Consider the following 18,807-nt stretch of genomic DNA (forward strand, 5'->3'; position numbering starts at 1 on the left):
CCTTCTCGGTTCGACGACGAGGCCTCCGCGGCAAACGTTTCTCAGGGTGCTCCTGCGGGGACGGTTGCAGCTGCCGGGTTGAACGAGTAGGGAAGGGAGGATACGCATGAAAAAGAGCAACGTCATCGTCTTTGCCCTGCTTGCGGCAATCTCGGTATTTCTGCTGTGGCTGTGGTACTTCTTGGGCTTTAACAGGGTCGACGATCCGCTTGACCTGGTTTTGTCCATCGTATGGTGGGCGGTTATCGCGGTTTCCATCGCGGTCATCGTTCGCGCGGAGCGGGTTCGCCGTCGGCGCATTAGAACCGTGTACGTGGGCGACAATGCCACGTTCAACAGCGAAAAGGGGCTTATGCGCTTTTCGGAGGGGGAGCCCATGCAAGACGTGGTAGCTTCCATTGTTGAAAACTTGAAGTACGACTTCACGCGCGAGGAGTTTCCCGATAAGGAAGCGTTTCAAGCGAAGTATTTCGTGCGCACGAAGGAATTCCGGACGGAAGAAAACCCCGAGGCCGTAAAGGACCAGTCGATGGAATCTGCTCAGACCGCATTGGATTCCTCTGCGTCCGCGCGCCGCGCATGGACGGGCGAAGTGGTCGTTGCGGCCACTGGCGAGGAAAAGCCGTTTGGAACGCCCGAAGAATTGGCTGCTATTTTGACCACGCTAGGAGCTGCGGCTTAAAAGCCGCCTTTCTGGTCGCGCTTGCATCGACAGCCCTTCCGGCGAAGTTTCTGGAAGGGCTGCTTCTTAGCTTACGCGACATCGTCGTTTGATCATGGTTCGACCGCGTGAGTCCTGCGGTGCAAGTTGGGTAGACGCTTCTCTTGCTTGCAGGGCCTGGTAGGCTTTTGAACGTTTAATTGCAAGTAGAATGGTTGTGATTCTCGTATGAGGAGCTATCGACTTAACGACATCGAGGAATTACCCGACCTGCGTCATCTGCTCGAACGCAGCGCGCGGCTCTTTTCGGGTAAAACCGCATTTGCCGAGCTGTCGCGTTCTTCGGGGCTGCGCGAAGTGAGCTACGCTTGCTTTCTCGAGGACGTGCGGGCCCTGGGCACCGCGCTTTTGGAGCGCGGGTACGCCGGCAAGCGCATCGCGCTCATCGGGGAAAACTCCTACGCGTGGATTCTTGCGTACTTCGCGATCGTCAACAGCGGGATGACGGTGGTTCCCTTCGATAAAGAGCTTTCCTGCTCTGAGATCGTCGACCAAATGGCAAGGGCGAACGTTGATGCGCTGTGCCATACTGCATCGTACGCGCCCGAGGCGCGTCGCGCGGCCGATGCGTTGAAGGAGCGCCGCGGGCTCGATGTGGAGCTTTTTGACATGGGGTCGTTGTCTGCGGGCGAATTGGCATGTGACCTGCTTTCTTGCGGGCGAGATCAGATCGCGCTCGGCAACGATCGGTACGCGCGGGTTGAACTGGATCCGGATGCGGTGTGCTCGATTTTGTTCACATCGGGAACCACGGGCGTGAGCAAGGGCGTTTTGCTGAGCCATCGAAACTTCGCATCCAATATAAAAGGGGCTTGCGAGCTGGTGCTTTTCGGCCCGCAGGATACGCTGGTCTCCGTTCTCCCCATCCATCACGCCTACGAGGACATGGCGGGCATCTTCTGTCCGTTGTACTATGGGTGCACCGTGGGGCTCTGCTCCGGTTTGAAAATGCTCCCGAAATGCCTCGACGCGTTCAAGCCTACCATTCTGTGCTTGGTCCCCTTGTACGTCGAAACGTTCAGAAGCAAGATTCTTCGCGCCGCAAAAGAGGGCGGCCGCGAACGACAACTTGCTTTCGCCTGCAAAGCAAGCTCGCTGCTTCGGCGCATTGGCGTCGACGTTTCGGACAAGTTGCTCGCGCAGCCCCGGGAGGCGTTCGGCGGCCGTCTGCGACTTGTCATCTGCGGAGGAGCGCCGCTCGATCCAGCCTATGCGCCGTTTTACCGCTCTCTCGGCATCAATCTTATTCAAGGGTACGGCATTTCCGAATGTTCTCCCATTGTTTCGGTCAACCGCAACAACGAGTTCAAAGACGATTCCGTTGGCCGAGTGATTTCGTGCGCGCGCGTGCGGTTCGACGAAAGCGGGCAGATTTGGGTCAACGGCCCGTCGGTCATGGCGGGGTACTTGGATGAAGAAGCCGAAACGCTGGTCGACGGTTGGTTTCCAACGGGCGATCTGGGATGTTTGGACGCGGATGGGTTTCTGCACATCACGGGTCGGTGCAAAGACATCATCGTCCTGAGCAACGGCAAGAACGTTATGCCCCAGGAAATCGAGCGTGCTTTGACGGCGTGCGATTCCGTAGCCGAAGCGGTGGTTATCGGCGGGCCTGGAACAGGCAACGGTTCCGAGTGCTTGGCGGCGCACATCTACCCGGACTTTGAAGCTATCGGGTTGGATGCGAAGTCTCCAGAAGCTGCGGCGGCCGCTCGGGATCGGGTGCGCGCCGATATCAGGCGCGTTAACAGGGGCCTGGCGTTTTACAAGCGCATAGCAACGTTTGCGGTGCGCGCCGAGCCGTTCGAGAAAACGACAACGCGCAAGGTAAAGCGGTTTTTGCTTGTTGAGGATACGAAGGGAATGGTACATGTTTGATCGCGTTCGAAGCATCATCCAGGGCTACATCCAGCGCGACGACCTGGAGATCACGCTTGATACCGACGTGCTGAGCGACCTGGGCATCAACTCGCTTGAGTTGGTGGAGCTGGTGTGCGCGTTCGAGATGGAATTCGACCGGGAGATACCGGAAAAAGACATTCGCCAGTTCGTGACGGTCGAAGACATCGTGCGTTATCTGGAAGCGATCGAAGCGTAGGCTGAAGCGCCATGGACCTGTTCCTTGCATCCGTGCCCGCCGCTGACGAGAAGCTGCTCGCCAAAGCGGCGCTTCCCTTTGCGACGCCGGCGAAGCGCGCCCGCATGGAGCGTTGCCGCGTTGCGCAGCAGCGCGCGGGCATGGCGCTCGCCGAGGTTCTGCTTGCGTGGGCGCTGCATGAAAAGCGGGGCGTGAACTTGCGCGCCGTTGAGCGCTTCGAGGGCGATTACGGAAAGCCGTTCGTGCGCTACGCTGACGGCTCGGTCGAATTCAGTTTGAGCCATTCCGGATCGTACGTCCTGGTCGGGATCGATGATGTCCCCATTGGCGTGGATATCCAGCAACGGCGCCAGGCGGACGAGCGGCTTGCGCGCAAGGTTATGGACGCGGCCTCGTTCGAAGCATGGCTGGAATCTTCCGACAAAGCAACGCTCTTCTGCGATTGCTGGGCTCGCATGGAAAGCGAGCTGAAGTGGTGGGGAGTTGGAATCGCGGGTCTTGGAAGGGCCGATCTTATTCTTCCGGAAGGCGTGTCGTCATGCGCGGTTGATGCTCCTGCCGGGTATTCGGCTTCCGTGTGCGCTGCGTTGCCGAAACCCGCCCCGTTGCGGGCGTCTCCTCGAACCGTGCAGATTGAGGAGTTGCTTGCTTTTGCCGAAAGGGAAGGGCTGTGATCGTGAAGCAAAACGAGGATACCCGTAGCGCGTTGCCGTTGCCCGATGCGCCGGCGCGCGCAAGCAGAAACGAAGGAGCGTCCCTTATGGCAGGTCGGTATCCGTTGACTCACCCGCAGAGCCGCATTTGGCATGTCGAGCAATCGCATCCGGGAACCAGCATGTGGAACAACGCCGGTACGCTCAAGATTCGCGGGCGTCTTGATTTCGATTTGCTGGACAAGGCCATTCAGCTGTTTTTGGAGGCGAACGAGTCTCTTCGCTTGCGCATCTGCCTTGTCGACGGCCAGCCCATGCAGTATGTGGCTGCACATCGGCCCGTACATATCGATCGACTGGATTTCAGCTCCACGGGCGTGAAGGGGCTGTATGAGTGGGATGTTCGTCAAACGCAGGCGCCCATGTCGCTGATCGACAGCCCCCTCTATTACTTCGCTTTGGCGAAAACCGCCCCCGACGAGGGGTACCTGTACGCGAAGATGCACCATATCATCTCCGACGGCGTGTCGTTCGTGGTGTTCGCAAACGAGGTCATGGACTGGTACGACATGCTTTTGCGCGGGGAAACTCCCGTGCCCCGGCCTGCAATTTCGTATCTCGATTACGTCGAGGAGGAACGTCTCTATCGGGAATCCAAGCGATTCGCTTACGACGAGGCGTACTGGCTCAAGCGGTTCTCCGACTTCTCCGATGCCACGCTGCTCAAGCCTCGAACGTCGGACTGCTTTGCAACGAAAGCGAAGCGCAAGGCGTGCGTGCTTTCAGCTGAGCTTTCCACGGCGGTGCGGGGCTTTTGCAAAGAGCATCGCGTGTCGGTGTTCGCGTTGCTGCTGTCCGCGTTTTCCGTGTATCTGAATCGCGTGTTGGGGAAAGAAGACCTGGTCATAAGCGCTCCTGTATCGAACCGCACGTTCGCGGGGTCCAGTGAGCGTTTCGGTATGTACGTGAGCACGGTGCCCGTGCGGGTGGCGGTCGACAACGAGCGTGCGTTTTTGGATTTTGCCGAAGGGGTGTCCAACGAATGGTTTTCCGTTCTCAAGCATCAGCGGTATCCGTACGACGTGCTCATGGAGAAGATTCGCGAACGTCGTCCCGACATCGACCAGCTGTACGATATTTCCTTGTCGTACCAGGTGGGGACGTTCGAAACGAAGAAGCGCTGCTTCTCCTACGAAGGGCGTTGGCATTTCAGCGGGCATCAGGCATCCTCGCTCAACATTCACTGGAACGATCGCGAGAACAACGGGCGTTTCGTGCTGGATTACGATTACCTCTCGCCCCTGTTCGCGGCGAAGGAAGTTGATTTCATCCACGAGCATTTGTGCAACATCGTAGCCGATGCCGTTGCTCATCCCGAAAAGCGGCTTTTCGAGCTTGCCATGGTTTCTGCGGAAGAGCGAGACAAGGTGCTGTACCGGTTCAACGACACCGATGACGGCTTCGAGCGAACCGACCTGGTCAGTCTGTGGAAGCGCCGCGTTGCCGAGGGCCCTTGCGAACCGGCGTTGACCTATCGCGGTCGAAGTTGGACGGCGGCCGATTTGGACCGGGCCTCCGACGAGGTTGGCAACGTGCTCGCGAACGCGGGGGTTGCGCCGGGCGATGTGGTCGCGCTTGCGTTGCCGCGAAGCGACGTCTACTATGCGGCCATGCTGGGCGCCCTCAAGGCGGGCGCGGCGTTCATGCCCATTGATCCCTCGCTTCCCGAGGAGCGCGTTCGCTATATGCTGAACGAGTCAGGCACGCGGTTCGCGCTGGTTGGACCAGGGGATTTGGAGGACCGACAGAAGGGGGCGCTCCTGTCGGTCCCCGTGGCCTCGCTGCGCGCCGAGGAGCTTGTGCGGCGCGTTTCTTGCGTGCGATCGGAGGCGGCCGCGGGGAAGAGCCGCTGCTTGGAGGGTGCTGCCTCAGAGGGGATCTGCGCTGCACGGCGCTTTCCCGATCCCGGCCAGGCGGCGTACCTCATCTACACGTCGGGCTCGACCGGCACGCCGAAGGGCGTGGTGGTCGAACATGCGCAGATTGCCCACTTCGTGCTGTCGATGCGCGCGGTGTGGGGTCGCACCCCCGGCGGCAGGATGCTGTGCGTGGGGCCAGTGTCGTTCGACATCAACATCATGGAGGCGGCTGTCGGCTTGTTCTCGAACCGTACGCTCGTGGTGGCCGACGATCGGCAGGCCGACTACCCCGACGACCTGTGCGCGCTTATGGGGAAAGAGCGCGTGGACCTTATGATGGTCACGCCGGGACGCATGGAGATGATCCTTTCGGCCCAGGCGGGCGCTCATGCGCTGCGAGGGGTTCGGGAGATCGGATTGGGGGCCGACGTGCTTCCGCCCGAGCTGCTGCGGCGCATCCAGCAGGTTACGTCGTCGTGCGTCACGAACTTCTACGGACCTACCGAAGTGACGATTGCGGCCACGTGCTGCGACGTGACCGGCCGTGTCGACGTCAACATAGGTCGGCCCATGAACGGCGTGCGCGTCTACATTCTGGACCCGCACCTCAATCCGGTTCCGATTGGCGTTCCAGGTGAGCTGTACGTTGGAGGCGCTGGCGTGAGCAGGGGATACGTTGCGCGTGCCGAGTTGACGGCCGAGCGCTTCGTGCCGTCTCCCTTCGTGGAAGGGGAGCGTCTTTACCGCACGGGCGACGTGGGCCGCTGGTATCCGCTTGGCGAAATCCAGTTTCTCGGGCGCATCGACCGCCAGGTGAAGATTCGCGGGTACCGCGTTGAGCTGGGAGAGATCCAGAACAGGCTGCTGCAGTTGGAGGGGATCCGTTCGGCGGCGGTGGTGGCGCACGACGAGCAGGACGGACGCAAATCGCTGTGCGCGTACGTGGCGGGGGACTGCGTGCCCCCTGCTGCGCGGATGAAGGCGCACCTGTCCGAATCGCTGCCGTTCTACATGGTTCCCTCGTGCTTCGTGGAGCTCGACGAGCTTCCTCTTACGACAAGCGAAAAGCTTGACGTGCGTCGTCTCCCCAAGCCTCAACGGGAGGCGGTGGGCGCGCGCTCGTTCGAAACCAATACTCAGCGAAAGCTCGCGGAGCTGTGGGAGGGCATCCTGGGGATGGGTTGCGTTCGTCCCGACGATCACTTTTTCGAAATCGGCGGGGATTCGCTGTCCATCGTGCGCATGATAGCCGCAGTGGCCGATGCCTTCGATGCGAACATCGATTTGGTGGACGTGTACCGCGACCCGACGCTTGCCGCCTGTGCCGCGCTGATCGATCGGGCGGAGGCCAGCTACTGCAAGCCGGTGAAGCCCGTGGCAGCGCGCCGTTACTATCCGGCCACGTCAACGCAGCAGCGCATGGTTTTGGCGGCAAGCGAGGCCCCCGATTCCGTTGCTTACAACGTGCCGGCGTTGTTCGTGTTCGAAGGCATGCTCGACGAGGACCGGCTCAAGGCCGCCTTGGAAAAGCTGCTCGCTCGGCATGCCGTTCTGCGCACGTCGCTGCACGTGCGCGACGGCGCGATCGTGCAACGGGTTCATCGTTCGGTCGAGGTGCCGTACGAGTCGGTTGCGTGCGCCGACGCCCGCATCGCGGCATGCGCGAAGCGGCGCGTTCGGCCCTTCGACGTCTCAAGCGCTCCGCTCATGCGGCTTGTCTCCATTCGAACGCCCCGGCGGCATGCGTTGCTGTTCGACTTCCATCATGCCGTTTGCGACCAGGCGGGGCTTCGGATCGTGCTCGACGACTTCGCCGCTTTGTACCAGGGGGACGCGTTGCCTCCTCTTGCCGTCGATTACAAAGATTGCGCTGTTTGGCTGGAGGGGCGCCTTGCCTCGGACGCTTTGGAGCAACATGCGGCGTATTGGCGCGAACGGCTTTCCGGTGACCTTCCCGTGCTGGCCCTGCCCACCGAGCGCCCTCGAACGGGCGAACGGAAGGGGGCAACGTGCGAGGCGCGCATCGCCGCGAGCGCGCTCGCATCGTTGCATGCCCTTGTCCGCTCCCAAAAGGCAACGATGGCTACGGCGCTCATGACCGTGTTCGGGCTGGTGCTTTCCCGTACCGCCTTGCAAGACGAGGTGGTGATCGGCATGCCCGTGGAAAACAGGATGCAACCCGCGATGCAGCATACGGCGGGCGCTTTCATCAACACGGTTCCGGTGCGGTGCGCGTTTTCGGACGGGCAGACCGTCCGCGCATGCTTCAACGCGGTGCATCGCGCTTTGAGCGAAGCCGTTTTCCATCAGGATTATCCGTTCGAGCGCATCGTGACCGATGCGGGGGCCGCGCGTCAGCGCGGGCGCAACCCCTTGTTCGATGCAATGCTCGTGTTCGGGAAAGACCAGGTGAACTTGACGCTTGAAGGCGTATCCGCAACGCCTCGGTTCGTGGACGTTGCAACGGCGAAGCTCGACGTGACGCTGTTCGCCTACGAAGCGGCGGACGGCCTGACGTGCAGATTGGAGTACGATCGAAACCTGTTTTCCGCTGCAGCAGCGCGGCGCATGCTCGATCGTTTCGTCCATACCGCAGCAACGCTGTTCGAGGCTCCCGACGAGGGCGTCGCGCGCGTGAGCGTGCTGCCCTTGGAAGAATATCAGCTGGTGACAAGCGGGTTTGCGGGAGATAAGGTGCCCGTTCGCAACCGGCCTCTCTGCGCGTGGGTGGAAGACCTTGCCGACCAGCGCCCGTGCGACGAAGCCGTTGTGGCCTCGGACGGTCGGCTGACGTTTTCCGAGTTGGATCGGCAAGCTGACTGCATCGCATGCGCTCTTGCCGAAGCAGGGGCAGGGCCCGGAGCACTGGTGGCTGTCATGATGCGTCGCAGCGCGGCGCTGCTTCCGGCTTTGTTCGGCGTTATGAAAGCGGGCGCTGCTTACGTTCCCGTCGACCCGACGTATCCGGCTGATCGCAAGGCGCTCATGCTGGCCGATAGCGGGGCGCGCCTTGTGCTGGTCGATCGCCAGACGTGCGACGCCTGCCCGGAGGTCCCGTCCGCCGCGGCAAGGGTGGTCGTCGAGGATGCGCTTCTTGCGCGCGCCTCGTTGGATTCGGCGCAGGCTCGCAACGAGCGTATGCGCAGGTGCTCCGAGGCGAAGCCGGACGACCCTGCGTACGTCATCTACACAAGCGGGTCGACCGGGGTGCCGAAGGGAAGCCTTCTTACGCGTGCGGGCGTGGCGAACCTGCGCGATGCTATGGCTTCGTGCATCGGTTACCGTCCTGCATGGACCGCGGTCTCGGTGACCACGATGTCGTTCGATATCTTCGTTGCGGACGCGCTGCTTCCCTTGACGTACGGCTGCCGTACCGTGCTCGCCGACGAAGAGGAACTTCGACAGCCTCGTTTGCTGGCCGGTCTTATCGAGCGCGAACGGGTCGATTTTTTGCAGGCGACGCCCTCGCGCATGCAAATCATGGTGCGCGACCAGGCGTTCGTCCAAGCGGCTTCGCGGCTTTCGACCGTGGTGCTGGCAGGAGAGAAGCCGCCGCTTCCGTTGGTTCGAACGTGCAAGCGCATCATGCCTGGCGCACGTCTTAAAAACGGGTACGGCCCGACCGAGGTGACCGTGTACACTTCGTTTCAGGATATGACCGACTGCGCGTACGTGAGCATTGGGCGACCTATCGCGAACACGCGCGTCTACGTGCTCGACGAGGCGCTGCGGCCTGTTCCCGTGGGAACGTACGGGGAAGCCTACATTGCCGGAGCGGGAGTGTCGCCGGGCTACATCGGCCGCCCCGATCTGAACGAGTCGCGCTTTCTCCCTGATCCGTTTCACGAGGGAGGCGTTATGTACCGATCGGGAGACGTGTGCCGTTACGACGAGCACGGCGAGCTGTTCATTGCGGGGCGCGTCGATCATCAGGTGAAGGTGCGCGGTTTGCGCATCGAGCCCGGCGAGATCGAAGCGGCCCTGTGCGCTCTTGACGGCATCGCCGAAGCCGTGGTGGTGGCGCACGGGGCGGGAGAGCGCAAGCAGCTGGTTGCGTACTATACGGCGTCCGAGTCGCATGAGGTTTCGCGGTTGCGGTCTGCGCTTGCGGCGCAGCTCCCTTCGTTTTTGGTGCCCGCGCGCTTCGTTTATCTCGAGGCTCTGCCCGAAACGGCAAACGGAAAGGTGGATCGCGGGCGCCTTCCCGATCCGGACGCGAGCGCTTGCGCGACGACGGCCGAGCCTTCCCGCCCGCTTTCCGGCGCGCCTGCGAAGCGGGCGTATTCGGCCGAGGAACGACGGCTCCTGCGCGCGATCGAGCACGTCCTGGGAGTGCGCGGCGTCAGCCTGACCGACAACGTGTTCGATCTGGGAGGCGACTCCTTGGCGGTCATCTCCATCCAGGCGCGGCTCGCCCCGCACGGGTGGACGCTGCGCACGCAGGATTTCTACGATGCCGATACCATCGGGGATCTGCTCGCACGTGCGCACATGCCTGGCGCGAAGAGCGTTTCCGAGCATCAGCAGAACACGGGCGGAAGCGCATCGGATCGTCGTTTGGCCGATCGAAGCGAAGCGGCGGCATCGGTTGCGCGCAATGCGGCAGCGGCTTGCGAAAAGCCCGTTGCCGCATGTTCTCTCGACCGTGTGCTCGTAACGGGAGCAACCGGGTTTCTGGGCGCCCATGTGGTGGCGGAGCTTTTAGCTGCGGGCGCGGGGGAGGTGCTTTGCCTGGTGCGCGCCGCTGACGACGTCGAGGCGCAGGTGCGCCTCGATCATGCACTGGCAGCTTACGGGATGGACTTTGCCCCTGTGGTCCGCGCCGTGCGTGGAGACGTGGCGAAAGACGATCGCGGTTTGGCCGCGTCGCTCGGTGCGATCGACGCGGTGTTTCACTGCGCGGCCATCACCGACCATGTTGGTCGGCGCGAGGAGTACGAACGCGTCAACGTCGAGGGCACGCGTCGCATGCTGGAGCTGGCCGCTATGCTGGAAGCGCAGTTCATGCACGTGTCGACGATGAGCGTGGCCGGCAGGGGCGGTGCGCTGTTCGACGAGCGATCGTTCGACGTGGGGCAAGACGTCGATTTCAACGAATATGCTCGAAGCAAGTACCGGGCTGAGGCCGTCGTGCTCGACGCTTTCGCGAAGGGCGCTGCGGGTCGCGTGTTTCGCGTGGGGAATCTGACGGGCCGCGCTCGTGACGGGGCGTTTCAGCGCGACGTTCATCGCAACGCCTTCGCGATGCGCCTTGCCGCTTACGCCCGTTTGGGATGCTATCCTGAAAGCCTGGCCGAACGGTTCGAGATGACGCCCGTCGACTCATGCGCGCGCTCCATCGTGCTTTTGGCAACGTGCGACTCGCATTGCATTGCGCACGTATGCAGCGATCGGCAGATCGACGTCAAGGAGCTTTCTGCGCTTTTGCGGCGTTGCGGCCACCCTGTTGAGCCGGTGTCCGACCAAGCGTTTGCCCAGCGCGTTTCCGAACGCCTGAACAGCGAGTTCAAAAGCTTGTTCGGCATCGTTCGGGATGTTGTGGAACACCCTGCCGCCCAACCCACCGAGGCGTCGGTGGCGGCCACGTGCGCTGCGTTGCAGGCGAAGGGCTTTTCCTGGCCGGACCCCGATGCGGCGTACTTCGCCCCTTACTTCGCTCAGATTCAAGCCGCCGTCGAGGCTTCGGGCCCCGTTCGAGAAAGGAGCTAACGTGGACGCTGCTTCCGCAATCGTGTTGACGGTGGTTCTCATCGCGTTGGTCGCCATGCTGTGCTACGTGGCGTTCGCCAAAGAGAAGAAAACGCTTCACTACCTGTTCATCACCATCATCATCGAGCTGATCGTGTGGAATACGGCGGTGCTCGGCGGCAAGTACGTTGCCGCCGATCCGGGGCTTTCCGTGTTCGTTGACAACTTCGCCTACTTTGGGGCCGCATTTGTGCCGGTCACCATGCTGCTGCTGGGTTTGGCGTACCAGAAAAGCTTCAAAGGCTTTTCGAGGGCTTACGGGCTGCTGTTCGTGTTTCCCGTTATCACGATGGTTGTGATATTCACGAACGACTTCCACCATCTTTTCTACCTTTCGTACACGCCGGGCGTGGGGTACGTGCAGGGACCGTACTTCGTGTTCTACGCCCTGTATTCGTACGCGTGCCTGTTCACCGGCATGGGGCTGCTGTGCTATACCGCCATCAAAACCTCGGGCGTGCTTTCGCTTCAGGCGCTGCTCAACGTTGCGGCTGCGCTTATTCCCACGGTCACGAACATCTGCTACACGCTGCACGTCCCCGGCTTCTACGTGTACACTACGCCGGTTGCGTTCACCATCACCGTGCTGCTCTACATTGTGTCGCTGTTTCGATTCGGCTTCCTTAAAACCGTTCCCATTGCCACGCAAACCGTCATCAATCGCATTTCGGACTGTTTCGTGGTCATCGATCGCGAACTCCGCATGCTCGATTGCAACGAATCGTTCACGCGCCAGTTCTACGATCGATCGAGCGCCCAGAAAAAAGCGAAGCTCGACGATTTGCTGATCGGCATGGGATTGTCCGCCGACCAGGTTGTCTCCGTTCGTTGGAACACTGCGGTTGCCTTCGAGTCCGGCCGTTTGCAAACGGCCGACCTTGCCGTCGAAACGGGCGAAGGTCCTTTGTTCTACACGGTTGAGTACACGCCTTTGTCGGAGAGCTTGTCGTATCCGGCGCTCGTGCTGTTGTTCAAAAACGTCACGCAGCACGTGCTTGACCTGCAGGCGCTGCGCGACAATCAAGACATCCTGCTTGAGCGGGAGCGCTTGGCTTCGCTCGGGCAGATGATCGGCGGGATCGCGCACAATCTCAAAAGCCCCATTTTGGCTATTTCGGGAGGAATCGACCAGGTGCAATGGCTGGTGTCGGAGTATCGCGACTCGGTAGGGGACCAAGAGGTTACCGACGACGACCATCGCGAGATCGCTCGCGATATGGACGAGTGGCTTGCGAAGATGAAGATCCAGCTTTCGTACATGTCCGACATCATATCCACCGTCAAGGGGCAGGCAGCCCAATTCAGCGAGGACTCCTCGCATCCGTTCACCGTTGGCGAGGTGCTGAAGCGAACGCAGATACTCATGCAGCATTCGCTCGTGAAGGGCGGATGCACGCTGGAAACCGAGGTGAACGTCAATCGTGAGCAGGTGGTGTTCGGCGACGTGAACAGTCTTGTCCAGATTCTAGATAACGTCATCGACAATGCCATCCATGCGTATAATGGGGACGGTGGCACGATTAAGCTGAACGTGGAGCCGGTCGAGGACGGCGTGCGGTTCTCCGTTTCCGATCAAGGGGCGGGCATTGCGCCCGACGTTCAAAAGCTCCTGTTCAAAGAGATGACGACAACAAGGGGCAAGCATGGGACCGGGCTTGGCCTGTACATGTCCTACAGTACGGTAAAAGGCATGTTCCGCGGCAGCATGTGGTTCGAAACACAGCCGGGCGCGGGCACCACGTTCTTCATTCAGATTCCTTTGGCAGGAAAGCGAGGGTAGCATTGTATGCGCAAGCGGCGTAGTCGGGAGGTTTCCGAGGAATACCGTATTATGGTCGTCGATGACGAAGAGGGGATCATCGACACCGTTGTTGCCATGGTGAATCGCAGCGGATACTGGTGCAAGGGGTTCACCAATCCGCTTGAAGCGCTCGAGGAGCTTGAGCGCGAGCACTACGACCTGCTCATCCTCGACTATTTTATGCAGCCCATTCACGGCGACGAGGTGGTCGAGCGCATTCGCAAGACCGATTACGAGCTGTACATACTTCTTCTGACCGGGCATAAAGAGCTTGCGCCGCCGGTGAGCACGCTCAAGTCTTTGGCTATTCAGGCGTATTGCGAGAAAAGCGACCGCACCGACCAGCTGCAGCTGTTGGTGGAATCCGGCGTCAAGTCCATCAGCCAGATGCGCACCATAAAGCAGTTCCAGGAAGGGCTCAACAGCATTTTGGGCGCCGTCCCCAAAATCTACCAGCTTCAGCCCATCGGCAACATACTCGAGGAGATTCTTCGTCAGATCCTGCCCTTGGTCAACGGCGAGGACGCGTTCATTCTCATAGACGAGCTGCCCGAGTCGTTCGATCCTGCGGCGGGCACGGGCTCTCAAGAGCGCAAGAGCATCTTCTGCGGCATCGGCGCGTACCGCGGCTCGGTGGATTCGTTCACCAGCCTTTTGGATCACGATCTCATGGAGGCCGTCGGCCGCGCGCGCACGGATTGCGCGCTCGTGCATGCTCCCGAGGGCGTGGTGCTGCCGCTGTGCGACGAGCAGAAGCGCTCGCTCGGGGTGATTTACGCGCGCAACGTGTCGAGCGAGTACGGCATCAAGCTTTTGGAGATTTACGCCCATCAAGCTGCATCGTCTATCAGCAACGCGTTTCTGCATTCGCTCGTCAATATCAAAAACGAAGAACTGCATGACACGTACGCGCAGCTCAAGCAGCGGTACATGGATACGGTCGAGGTGCTGCGCCTGGCGGTCGACGCGAAAGACGAGTACACGCGCGGCCACTCCGATCGCGTGGCGGCCTTGGCGGTGGAGATCGGTCGAGCGTACGGGTTCGACGCCGATGCGCTCGAAGAGCTGCGGGTGGCCGGCCTGTTCCACGACATCGGCAAGATCGGGACCGCCGACGATATCCTGCTCAAAACCGACACGCTCGACGATGCCGAGTACGAAGAGATCAAGCGTCATCCCATGAAGGGAGCCATGATCTTGTCGGCCGTGTCGATGTTCGAGAGCATTGTGCCCGTGATCAGGCACCATCACGAGCGTTACGACGGACGGGGCTATCCTGACGGCATCGCCGGTCAGGACATCGAGCTGAACGCGCGCATTATCGCGGTGGCGGATGCGTTCGATGCCATGACCTCGGATCGCCAGTATCGGGCGCATCTTTCGTTCGAAGATGCGGTGCAGCAGCTGCGCGACGGCGCGGGCACCCAGTTCGATCCCTCCGTGGTCGATTGCATGCTTCGCCTGATCGAGACGCAGCCGAGAATCTTGCACATCGTGCGTCGTTAGCTTGCTTTGGCGCGCGGCGTTGCTGGCGTATCCAGGCGCGCGCCGTGCTCGTCGGCCTTCTGGCAGGCGGGCGGGCGCGCCGGTTCACCTGGATGTCGGCTTTGGTGCGTAATTAAGTAATTGTAATTCTGAACTGGGCAAACGATAAACTTTACAGAGTTTTAACCCGCATCCGACATTCCTTTGATGCTTCAACTTCATCATGTTCTTTGCAACGGGCCGGAAGGCCCGTACTACTGCAACGAGCAATGCGCTCGAGGGGCGCATCGAAGGAAGGAAGAGCATGAAGAAGCGTTTGGTTATGGCGGTGAGCGCGGCGGCGCTGGCGCTGGGTCTGTTCGGGTTGTTCGGCTGCGCGTCGGGCGACGGCGGTGCGGCTGACGGCGAAAGCTCGTCGTCTCCGTCGGGCGCGGTTTCCGTGTACTCGCGCGAGGACGGCTCTGGCACGCGCGGCGCGTTCGTCGAGCTGCTTGGCATCGAGGAGAAGGACTCGAGCGGCAAGAAGGTTGACATGACCACGCCTTCGGCGGCCATCACGAACTCCACGTCCGTCATGATGACTTCCGTGTCCGGCGACAAGAACGGCATCGGGTACATTTCTCTGGGTTCCCTGAACGACACGGTGAAGGCCCTTGACATCGATGGCGCCCAGCCCACGGCCGAAAACGTGAAGAGCGGCGAGTACAAGGTTGCCCGTCCCTTCAACATCGTGACGAAGGACGGCCTGTCCGACGTGGCTCAGGATTTCGTGGCTTACATCATGAGCGCTGACGGCCAGAAGGTCGTCGAAGAGAACGGCTTTATCTCGGTTGCCGACAGCGCTTCCGCCTACAAGGCTTCCGGCAAGTCCGGCAAGATCGTCATCGCGGGCTCTTCTTCGGTGACTCCGGTCATGGAGAAGCTGGCCGAGGCTTACAAGGCGCTCAACTCCGGCGTGACCATCGAGGTGAACCAGTCCGATTCCACCACCGGCGTCAACATGGCTACGGAAGGCACCTGCGACATCGGCATGGTCTCCCGTGAGCTGAAGGACTCCGAGACCGGCGTCAAGGCGACGGTCATCGCGCAGGACGGCATCGCCATCATCGTGAACAACGGCTCTACGGTGGACGGCCTTACTTCCGATCAGGTGAAGGGCATCTACACCGGCCAGCTGACCACGTGGGAAGACGCGCTGGCCTAAGGGCGAGCGACGTAATCGAGTAGGACTCGCATGTCTCGCGTACACATCAAAGAAGGCATTGCGAAGGCGCTGTTCGTAGCTGCCGCGGGGATCTCGATCCTCGCGGTGGCCCTTATCTGCGTCTTCCTTTTTGCGAACGGCGTACCGGCTATCGCGCAGATCGGCCTTCCGGAATTTCTCTTCGGTACAACGTGGCGTCCGGCCAACGATATCTACGGCATCTTCCCCATGATCGTGGGCAGCGTATACGTAACGGCGGGCGCTATGGTGGTGGGCGTCCCTACGGGGCTTCTGTGCGCCATCTTCCTGTCCCGCTTCGCCAGCGGCAAGATCGCGGCGGTGCTCAAGCCGGGCGTGGAGCTTTTGGCGGGCATTCCGTCGGTCGTGTACGGCTTCTTCGGCCTGGTGATCATCGTGCCGTTCATTCGCGCTAACGCCCCGGCCGACGCTCCGGGCAACGGTTTGTCCTTGCTGGCGGCTGCCGTGCTTCTGGGCATCATGATCCTGCCCACTATCATCACCGTCGCGCAAAGCGCGCTCGACGCCGTTCCCAAGAAGTACTACGAAGGGGCGCTTGCTCTGGGCGCGGACCATGAACGTACGGTGTTTCGCGTTATCGTGCCCGCCGCCGTGTCCGGCATCATGGCCGCGGTGGTGCTGGGTGTGGGCCGCGCCATCGGCGAGACCATGGCCGTCATCATGGTCGCCGGCAACCAAACGCTCATTCCCGAGAGCATATTCAGCGGCGTGCGCACCATGACGGCGAATATCGTGCTGGAGATGGGCTACGCCGCCGATCTGCACCGCGGTGCGCTTGTTGCCACCGGCGTGGTGCTGTTCGTGTTCGTCTTGCTCATCACCATGTTGTTCAACGTCATCAAGAAGCGGGGTGAGATGAGGTAATGGCACCGAAATTGACTATTGCCTACGAATCCGGCGATGCGAGCCCCGTTGCGCCGTCCAATCCAAACGACCGCATCGACGCCTTGTTCGCAGCCGCGGAAACCCGCCATGGCAAAACCCGCCGCATCGTATCCGCCCTTCTGCGTTGGGTGGTGTACTTGGGCGCGTTGGTCACAGCCGCGGTGCTCTTGTTCCTGGTGGGCTATATTCTGGTGAACGGCGTACCGTACCTCACGCCGAGCCTGTTCGCATGGGAGTACACGTCCGATAACGTCTCGCTTATGCCGGCGCTGGTGAACACCCTGGTCATGGCTGGTCTTTCGCTGGTCATGGCGGTGCCTGTCGGCGTGGGGTCGGCAATCTATTTGGTGGAATACGCGAAGCGCGGCAGCAGGTTCGTGCAGATCGTGCGCACGACCACCGAAACGTTGCAGGGCATTCCCTCCATTATCTACGGCTTGTTCGGCATGCTGTTCTTCGTGACGGCCCTGCAATGGGGGCTGTCCCTTATGGCGGGCGCGTGCACGCTGGCCATCATGGTGCTTCCCGTGGTCATGCGCACCACCGAAGAGGCGCTGCTGGCCGTTCCCGACGCCTATCGCGAAGGCGGTTTCGGCTTAGGGGCCGGTCGCCTGCGCACGGTGTTTCGCTGCGTGCTGCCCACGGCCGTTCCGGGTATTCTGGGCGGCGTTATTTTGGCGCTCGGCCGCTGCGTCGGCGAGGTGGCGGCTCTTATCTTCACGGCGGGCTCCATTGCTCAGATCCCCAATTTCCTGGATGCGGGCGCCATGGCCGTGTTCGATTCAACGCGCACGCTGGCCGTGCACATGTACGTGCTTGCCAGCGAGGGCCTGCACGTGAACGAAACGTACGCTACGGCGGTGGTCTTGCTGATCATGGTGGTGCTGCTCAACTTGATGGCCACCTTCGCCGCGAAGAAGATGAACAAGGGAGGCAAAGATGATTAATGCCACGCTCGAAAAGACCGCCGATCAGGTGATCGTCAACCCCACCTACATGCCCACCGCTCAAGGTCAGGCTGCGGACCGTCGCGCGAAGGCCAAGGCGCCGTCCAACGCTCCCGCCAAAATGAGCGTGCGCGACCTTGACCTGTACTACAAGGACTTCCATGCGCTGAAAAGCATCAACCTGGATTTTCCCAAGAACCAGGTGACGGCTCTTATCGGGCCGTCCGGCTGCGGCAAGTCCACGCTGCTCAAGTCGCTCAATCGCATGAACGATCTGGTGGAGGGCTGTCGCGTTGAAGGCGAGATCGCCCTCGACGGCGAGGACGCGTACCGTTCCATCGACGTGAACAACCTGCGCCGCCGCGTGGGCATGGTGTTCCAGCAGCCCAATCCCTTTCCTATGAGCGTGTACGACAACGTGGCGTTCGGGCCGCGCACGCACGGCGTCAAAAACCGTGCCGACCTGGACGAGATCGTCGAGCAGAGCCTGCGCGACGCCGCCATCTGGGACGAACTCAAAGATCGCCTGAAGAAGAACGCGCTGGGCTTGTCCGGCGGACAGCAGCAGCGCCTGTGCATCGCCCGTGCGCTCGCCGTTCGTCCCGAGGTGCTGCTCATGGACGAGTCCACCAGCGCGCTCGACCCCATCTCCACGGCCAAGATCGAGGACTTGGTAGGCGAGCTCAAAAGCAAGTACACCGTCATCATGGTTACGCACAATATGCTGCAAGCGCTGCGCGTGTCCGACAAAACGGCGTTTTTCCTGCTGGGCGAGATGGTGGAGGCTGGCGATACCGACGACATCTTCACCAACCCGAACGATCCTCGCACTGCCGACTACGTCGCTGGGCGGTTCGGCTAGGCCGAGCGGCGTGCGAGGCGGCCGGCGATTGGGCGTTCCGGCCGCCTTTCGCGTGGGGGCGAGACGCCCGCGCGAGGGCGTCTCGTGCGGAGGCGACCCGCGTGCGGAGGGGCCGCCCTTGCGGGGCTGCCTCGTGCGGAGGTGACCCGCGTGCGGCTACTCCGCTTTCGATCGCAAGGACCGTCTCGCCCCTGCGCGGGTCCCGGCGTCGGCTCTGCCGTGGACGCCGCGAGCTTTTTGCGCCGGGACCCTCGGGCTGCTCGGCCGTTTCGACAGCGGATGCCGCAAAACTTGGTACAGAATCACGGGCCTGCGCTCCTTGAGCAGCCCATTACTTGCGGTTATTTTGAGCGCTTGCATCAACAGGCCAGGTCATCGAAGCTCGACGGATTCGGCGGTTGCTGAAGGCGCTTATCCAAGAGCGCAGACCCGCGATTCCGCGCCA

11 protein-coding genes are annotated in these 18,807 nt (G+C 61.4%); all 11 read left to right on the top strand.

The annotated features are described in order from the left end of the window. Positions 1 to 106: 106 nt before the first annotated feature. The 11 genes from LG373_RS00275 (at position 107) to pstB (ending at position 18,362) form a co-directional block, all read left to right on the top strand. On the top strand, positions 107 to 682 hold the full coding sequence (locus tag LG373_RS00275; RefSeq protein WP_216529042.1) for a hypothetical protein: 576 nt from the start codon (positions 107 to 109) through the stop codon (positions 680 to 682). Positions 683 to 889: 207 nt separating this feature from the next. Next, positions 890 to 2,599, top strand: coding sequence for a long-chain fatty acid--CoA ligase (locus tag LG373_RS00280; protein WP_114566526.1), 1,710 nt, complete (start codon positions 890 to 892; stop codon positions 2,597 to 2,599). Next, positions 2,592 to 2,819 (top strand): acyl carrier protein, encoded by a 228-nt coding sequence (locus LG373_RS00285; RefSeq protein ID WP_114566527.1) that lies wholly within the window; start codon positions 2,592 to 2,594, stop codon positions 2,817 to 2,819. Before LG373_RS00280 ends, LG373_RS00285 begins: the two co-directional genes overlap by 8 nt. Before the next feature lie 11 nt (positions 2,820 to 2,830). Beyond that, on the top strand, positions 2,831 to 3,493 hold the full coding sequence (locus tag LG373_RS00290) for a 4'-phosphopantetheinyl transferase superfamily protein (protein ID WP_225748665.1): 663 nt from the start codon (positions 2,831 to 2,833) through the stop codon (positions 3,491 to 3,493). Between the two features lie 86 nt (positions 3,494 to 3,579). Then, entirely contained in the window at positions 3,580 to 11,100 is a 7,521-nt protein-coding gene (locus LG373_RS00295; protein ID WP_225748666.1) for a non-ribosomal peptide synthetase, read from the top strand. Position 11,101: 1 nt separating this feature from the next. Next, the gene (locus LG373_RS00300) at positions 11,102 to 12,919 is read left to right on the top strand and encodes a histidine kinase N-terminal 7TM domain-containing protein (RefSeq protein ID WP_216529047.1); all 1,818 of its coding nucleotides are present in this window, start codon (positions 11,102 to 11,104) and stop codon (positions 12,917 to 12,919) included. Positions 12,920 to 12,970: 51 nt separating this feature from the next. Beyond that, positions 12,971 to 14,446 carry an HD domain-containing response regulator gene (locus LG373_RS00305; RefSeq protein ID WP_220149557.1) on the top strand — a complete coding sequence of 492 codons (1,476 nt, stop codon included), beginning with the start codon at positions 12,971 to 12,973 and terminating at the stop codon, positions 14,444 to 14,446. Between the two features lie 283 nt (positions 14,447 to 14,729). Next, complete coding sequence (locus LG373_RS00310; protein WP_114566532.1) at positions 14,730 to 15,629, top strand: substrate-binding domain-containing protein; 900 nt, start codon at positions 14,730 to 14,732, stop codon at positions 15,627 to 15,629. Positions 15,630 to 15,659: 30 nt separating this feature from the next. Next, positions 15,660 to 16,532, top strand: a complete 873-nt coding sequence (gene pstC / locus LG373_RS00315; RefSeq protein WP_114566533.1) for a phosphate ABC transporter permease subunit PstC — start codon at positions 15,660 to 15,662, stop codon at positions 16,530 to 16,532. Next, positions 16,532 to 17,500 (top strand): phosphate ABC transporter permease PstA, encoded by a 969-nt coding sequence (pstA, locus tag LG373_RS00320; RefSeq protein WP_216529049.1) that lies wholly within the window; start codon positions 16,532 to 16,534, stop codon positions 17,498 to 17,500. The genes pstC and pstA overlap by 1 nt, the downstream gene beginning before the upstream one ends. A gap of 121 nt (positions 17,501 to 17,621) precedes the next feature. Continuing rightward, complete coding sequence (pstB, locus tag LG373_RS00325; protein WP_225748979.1) at positions 17,622 to 18,362, top strand: phosphate ABC transporter ATP-binding protein PstB; 741 nt, start codon at positions 17,622 to 17,624, stop codon at positions 18,360 to 18,362. Positions 18,363 to 18,807: the final 445 nt, after the last annotated feature.

Source organism: Paraeggerthella sp. Marseille-Q4926 (assembly GCF_916618935.1).
Lineage (GTDB): Bacteria > Actinomycetota > Coriobacteriia > Coriobacteriales > Eggerthellaceae > Paraeggerthella > Paraeggerthella hominis.

Excerpts from the sequence above, each read along its gene's own strand:
- LG373_RS00275 (WP_216529042.1), top strand. The coding sequence starts at position 107 with ATGAAAAAGAGCAACGTCATCGTCTTTGCCCTGCTTGCGGCAATCTCG.
- LG373_RS00280 (WP_114566526.1), top strand. The coding sequence starts at position 890 with ATGAGGAGCTATCGACTTAACGACATCGAGGAATTACCCGACCTGCGT.
- LG373_RS00285 (WP_114566527.1), top strand. The coding sequence starts at position 2,592 with ATGTTTGATCGCGTTCGAAGCATCATCCAGGGCTACATCCAGCGCGAC.
- LG373_RS00290 (WP_225748665.1), top strand. The coding sequence starts at position 2,831 with ATGGACCTGTTCCTTGCATCCGTGCCCGCCGCTGACGAGAAGCTGCTC.
- LG373_RS00295 (WP_225748666.1), top strand. The coding sequence starts at position 3,580 with ATGGCAGGTCGGTATCCGTTGACTCACCCGCAGAGCCGCATTTGGCAT.
- LG373_RS00305 (WP_220149557.1), top strand. The coding sequence starts at position 12,971 with ATGGTCGTCGATGACGAAGAGGGGATCATCGACACCGTTGTTGCCATG.
- LG373_RS00310 (WP_114566532.1), top strand. The coding sequence starts at position 14,730 with ATGAAGAAGCGTTTGGTTATGGCGGTGAGCGCGGCGGCGCTGGCGCTG.
- pstC (WP_114566533.1), top strand. The coding sequence starts at position 15,660 with ATGTCTCGCGTACACATCAAAGAAGGCATTGCGAAGGCGCTGTTCGTA.
- pstA (WP_216529049.1), top strand. The coding sequence starts at position 16,532 with ATGGCACCGAAATTGACTATTGCCTACGAATCCGGCGATGCGAGCCCC.
- pstB (WP_225748979.1), top strand. The coding sequence starts at position 17,622 with ATGAGCGTGCGCGACCTTGACCTGTACTACAAGGACTTCCATGCGCTG.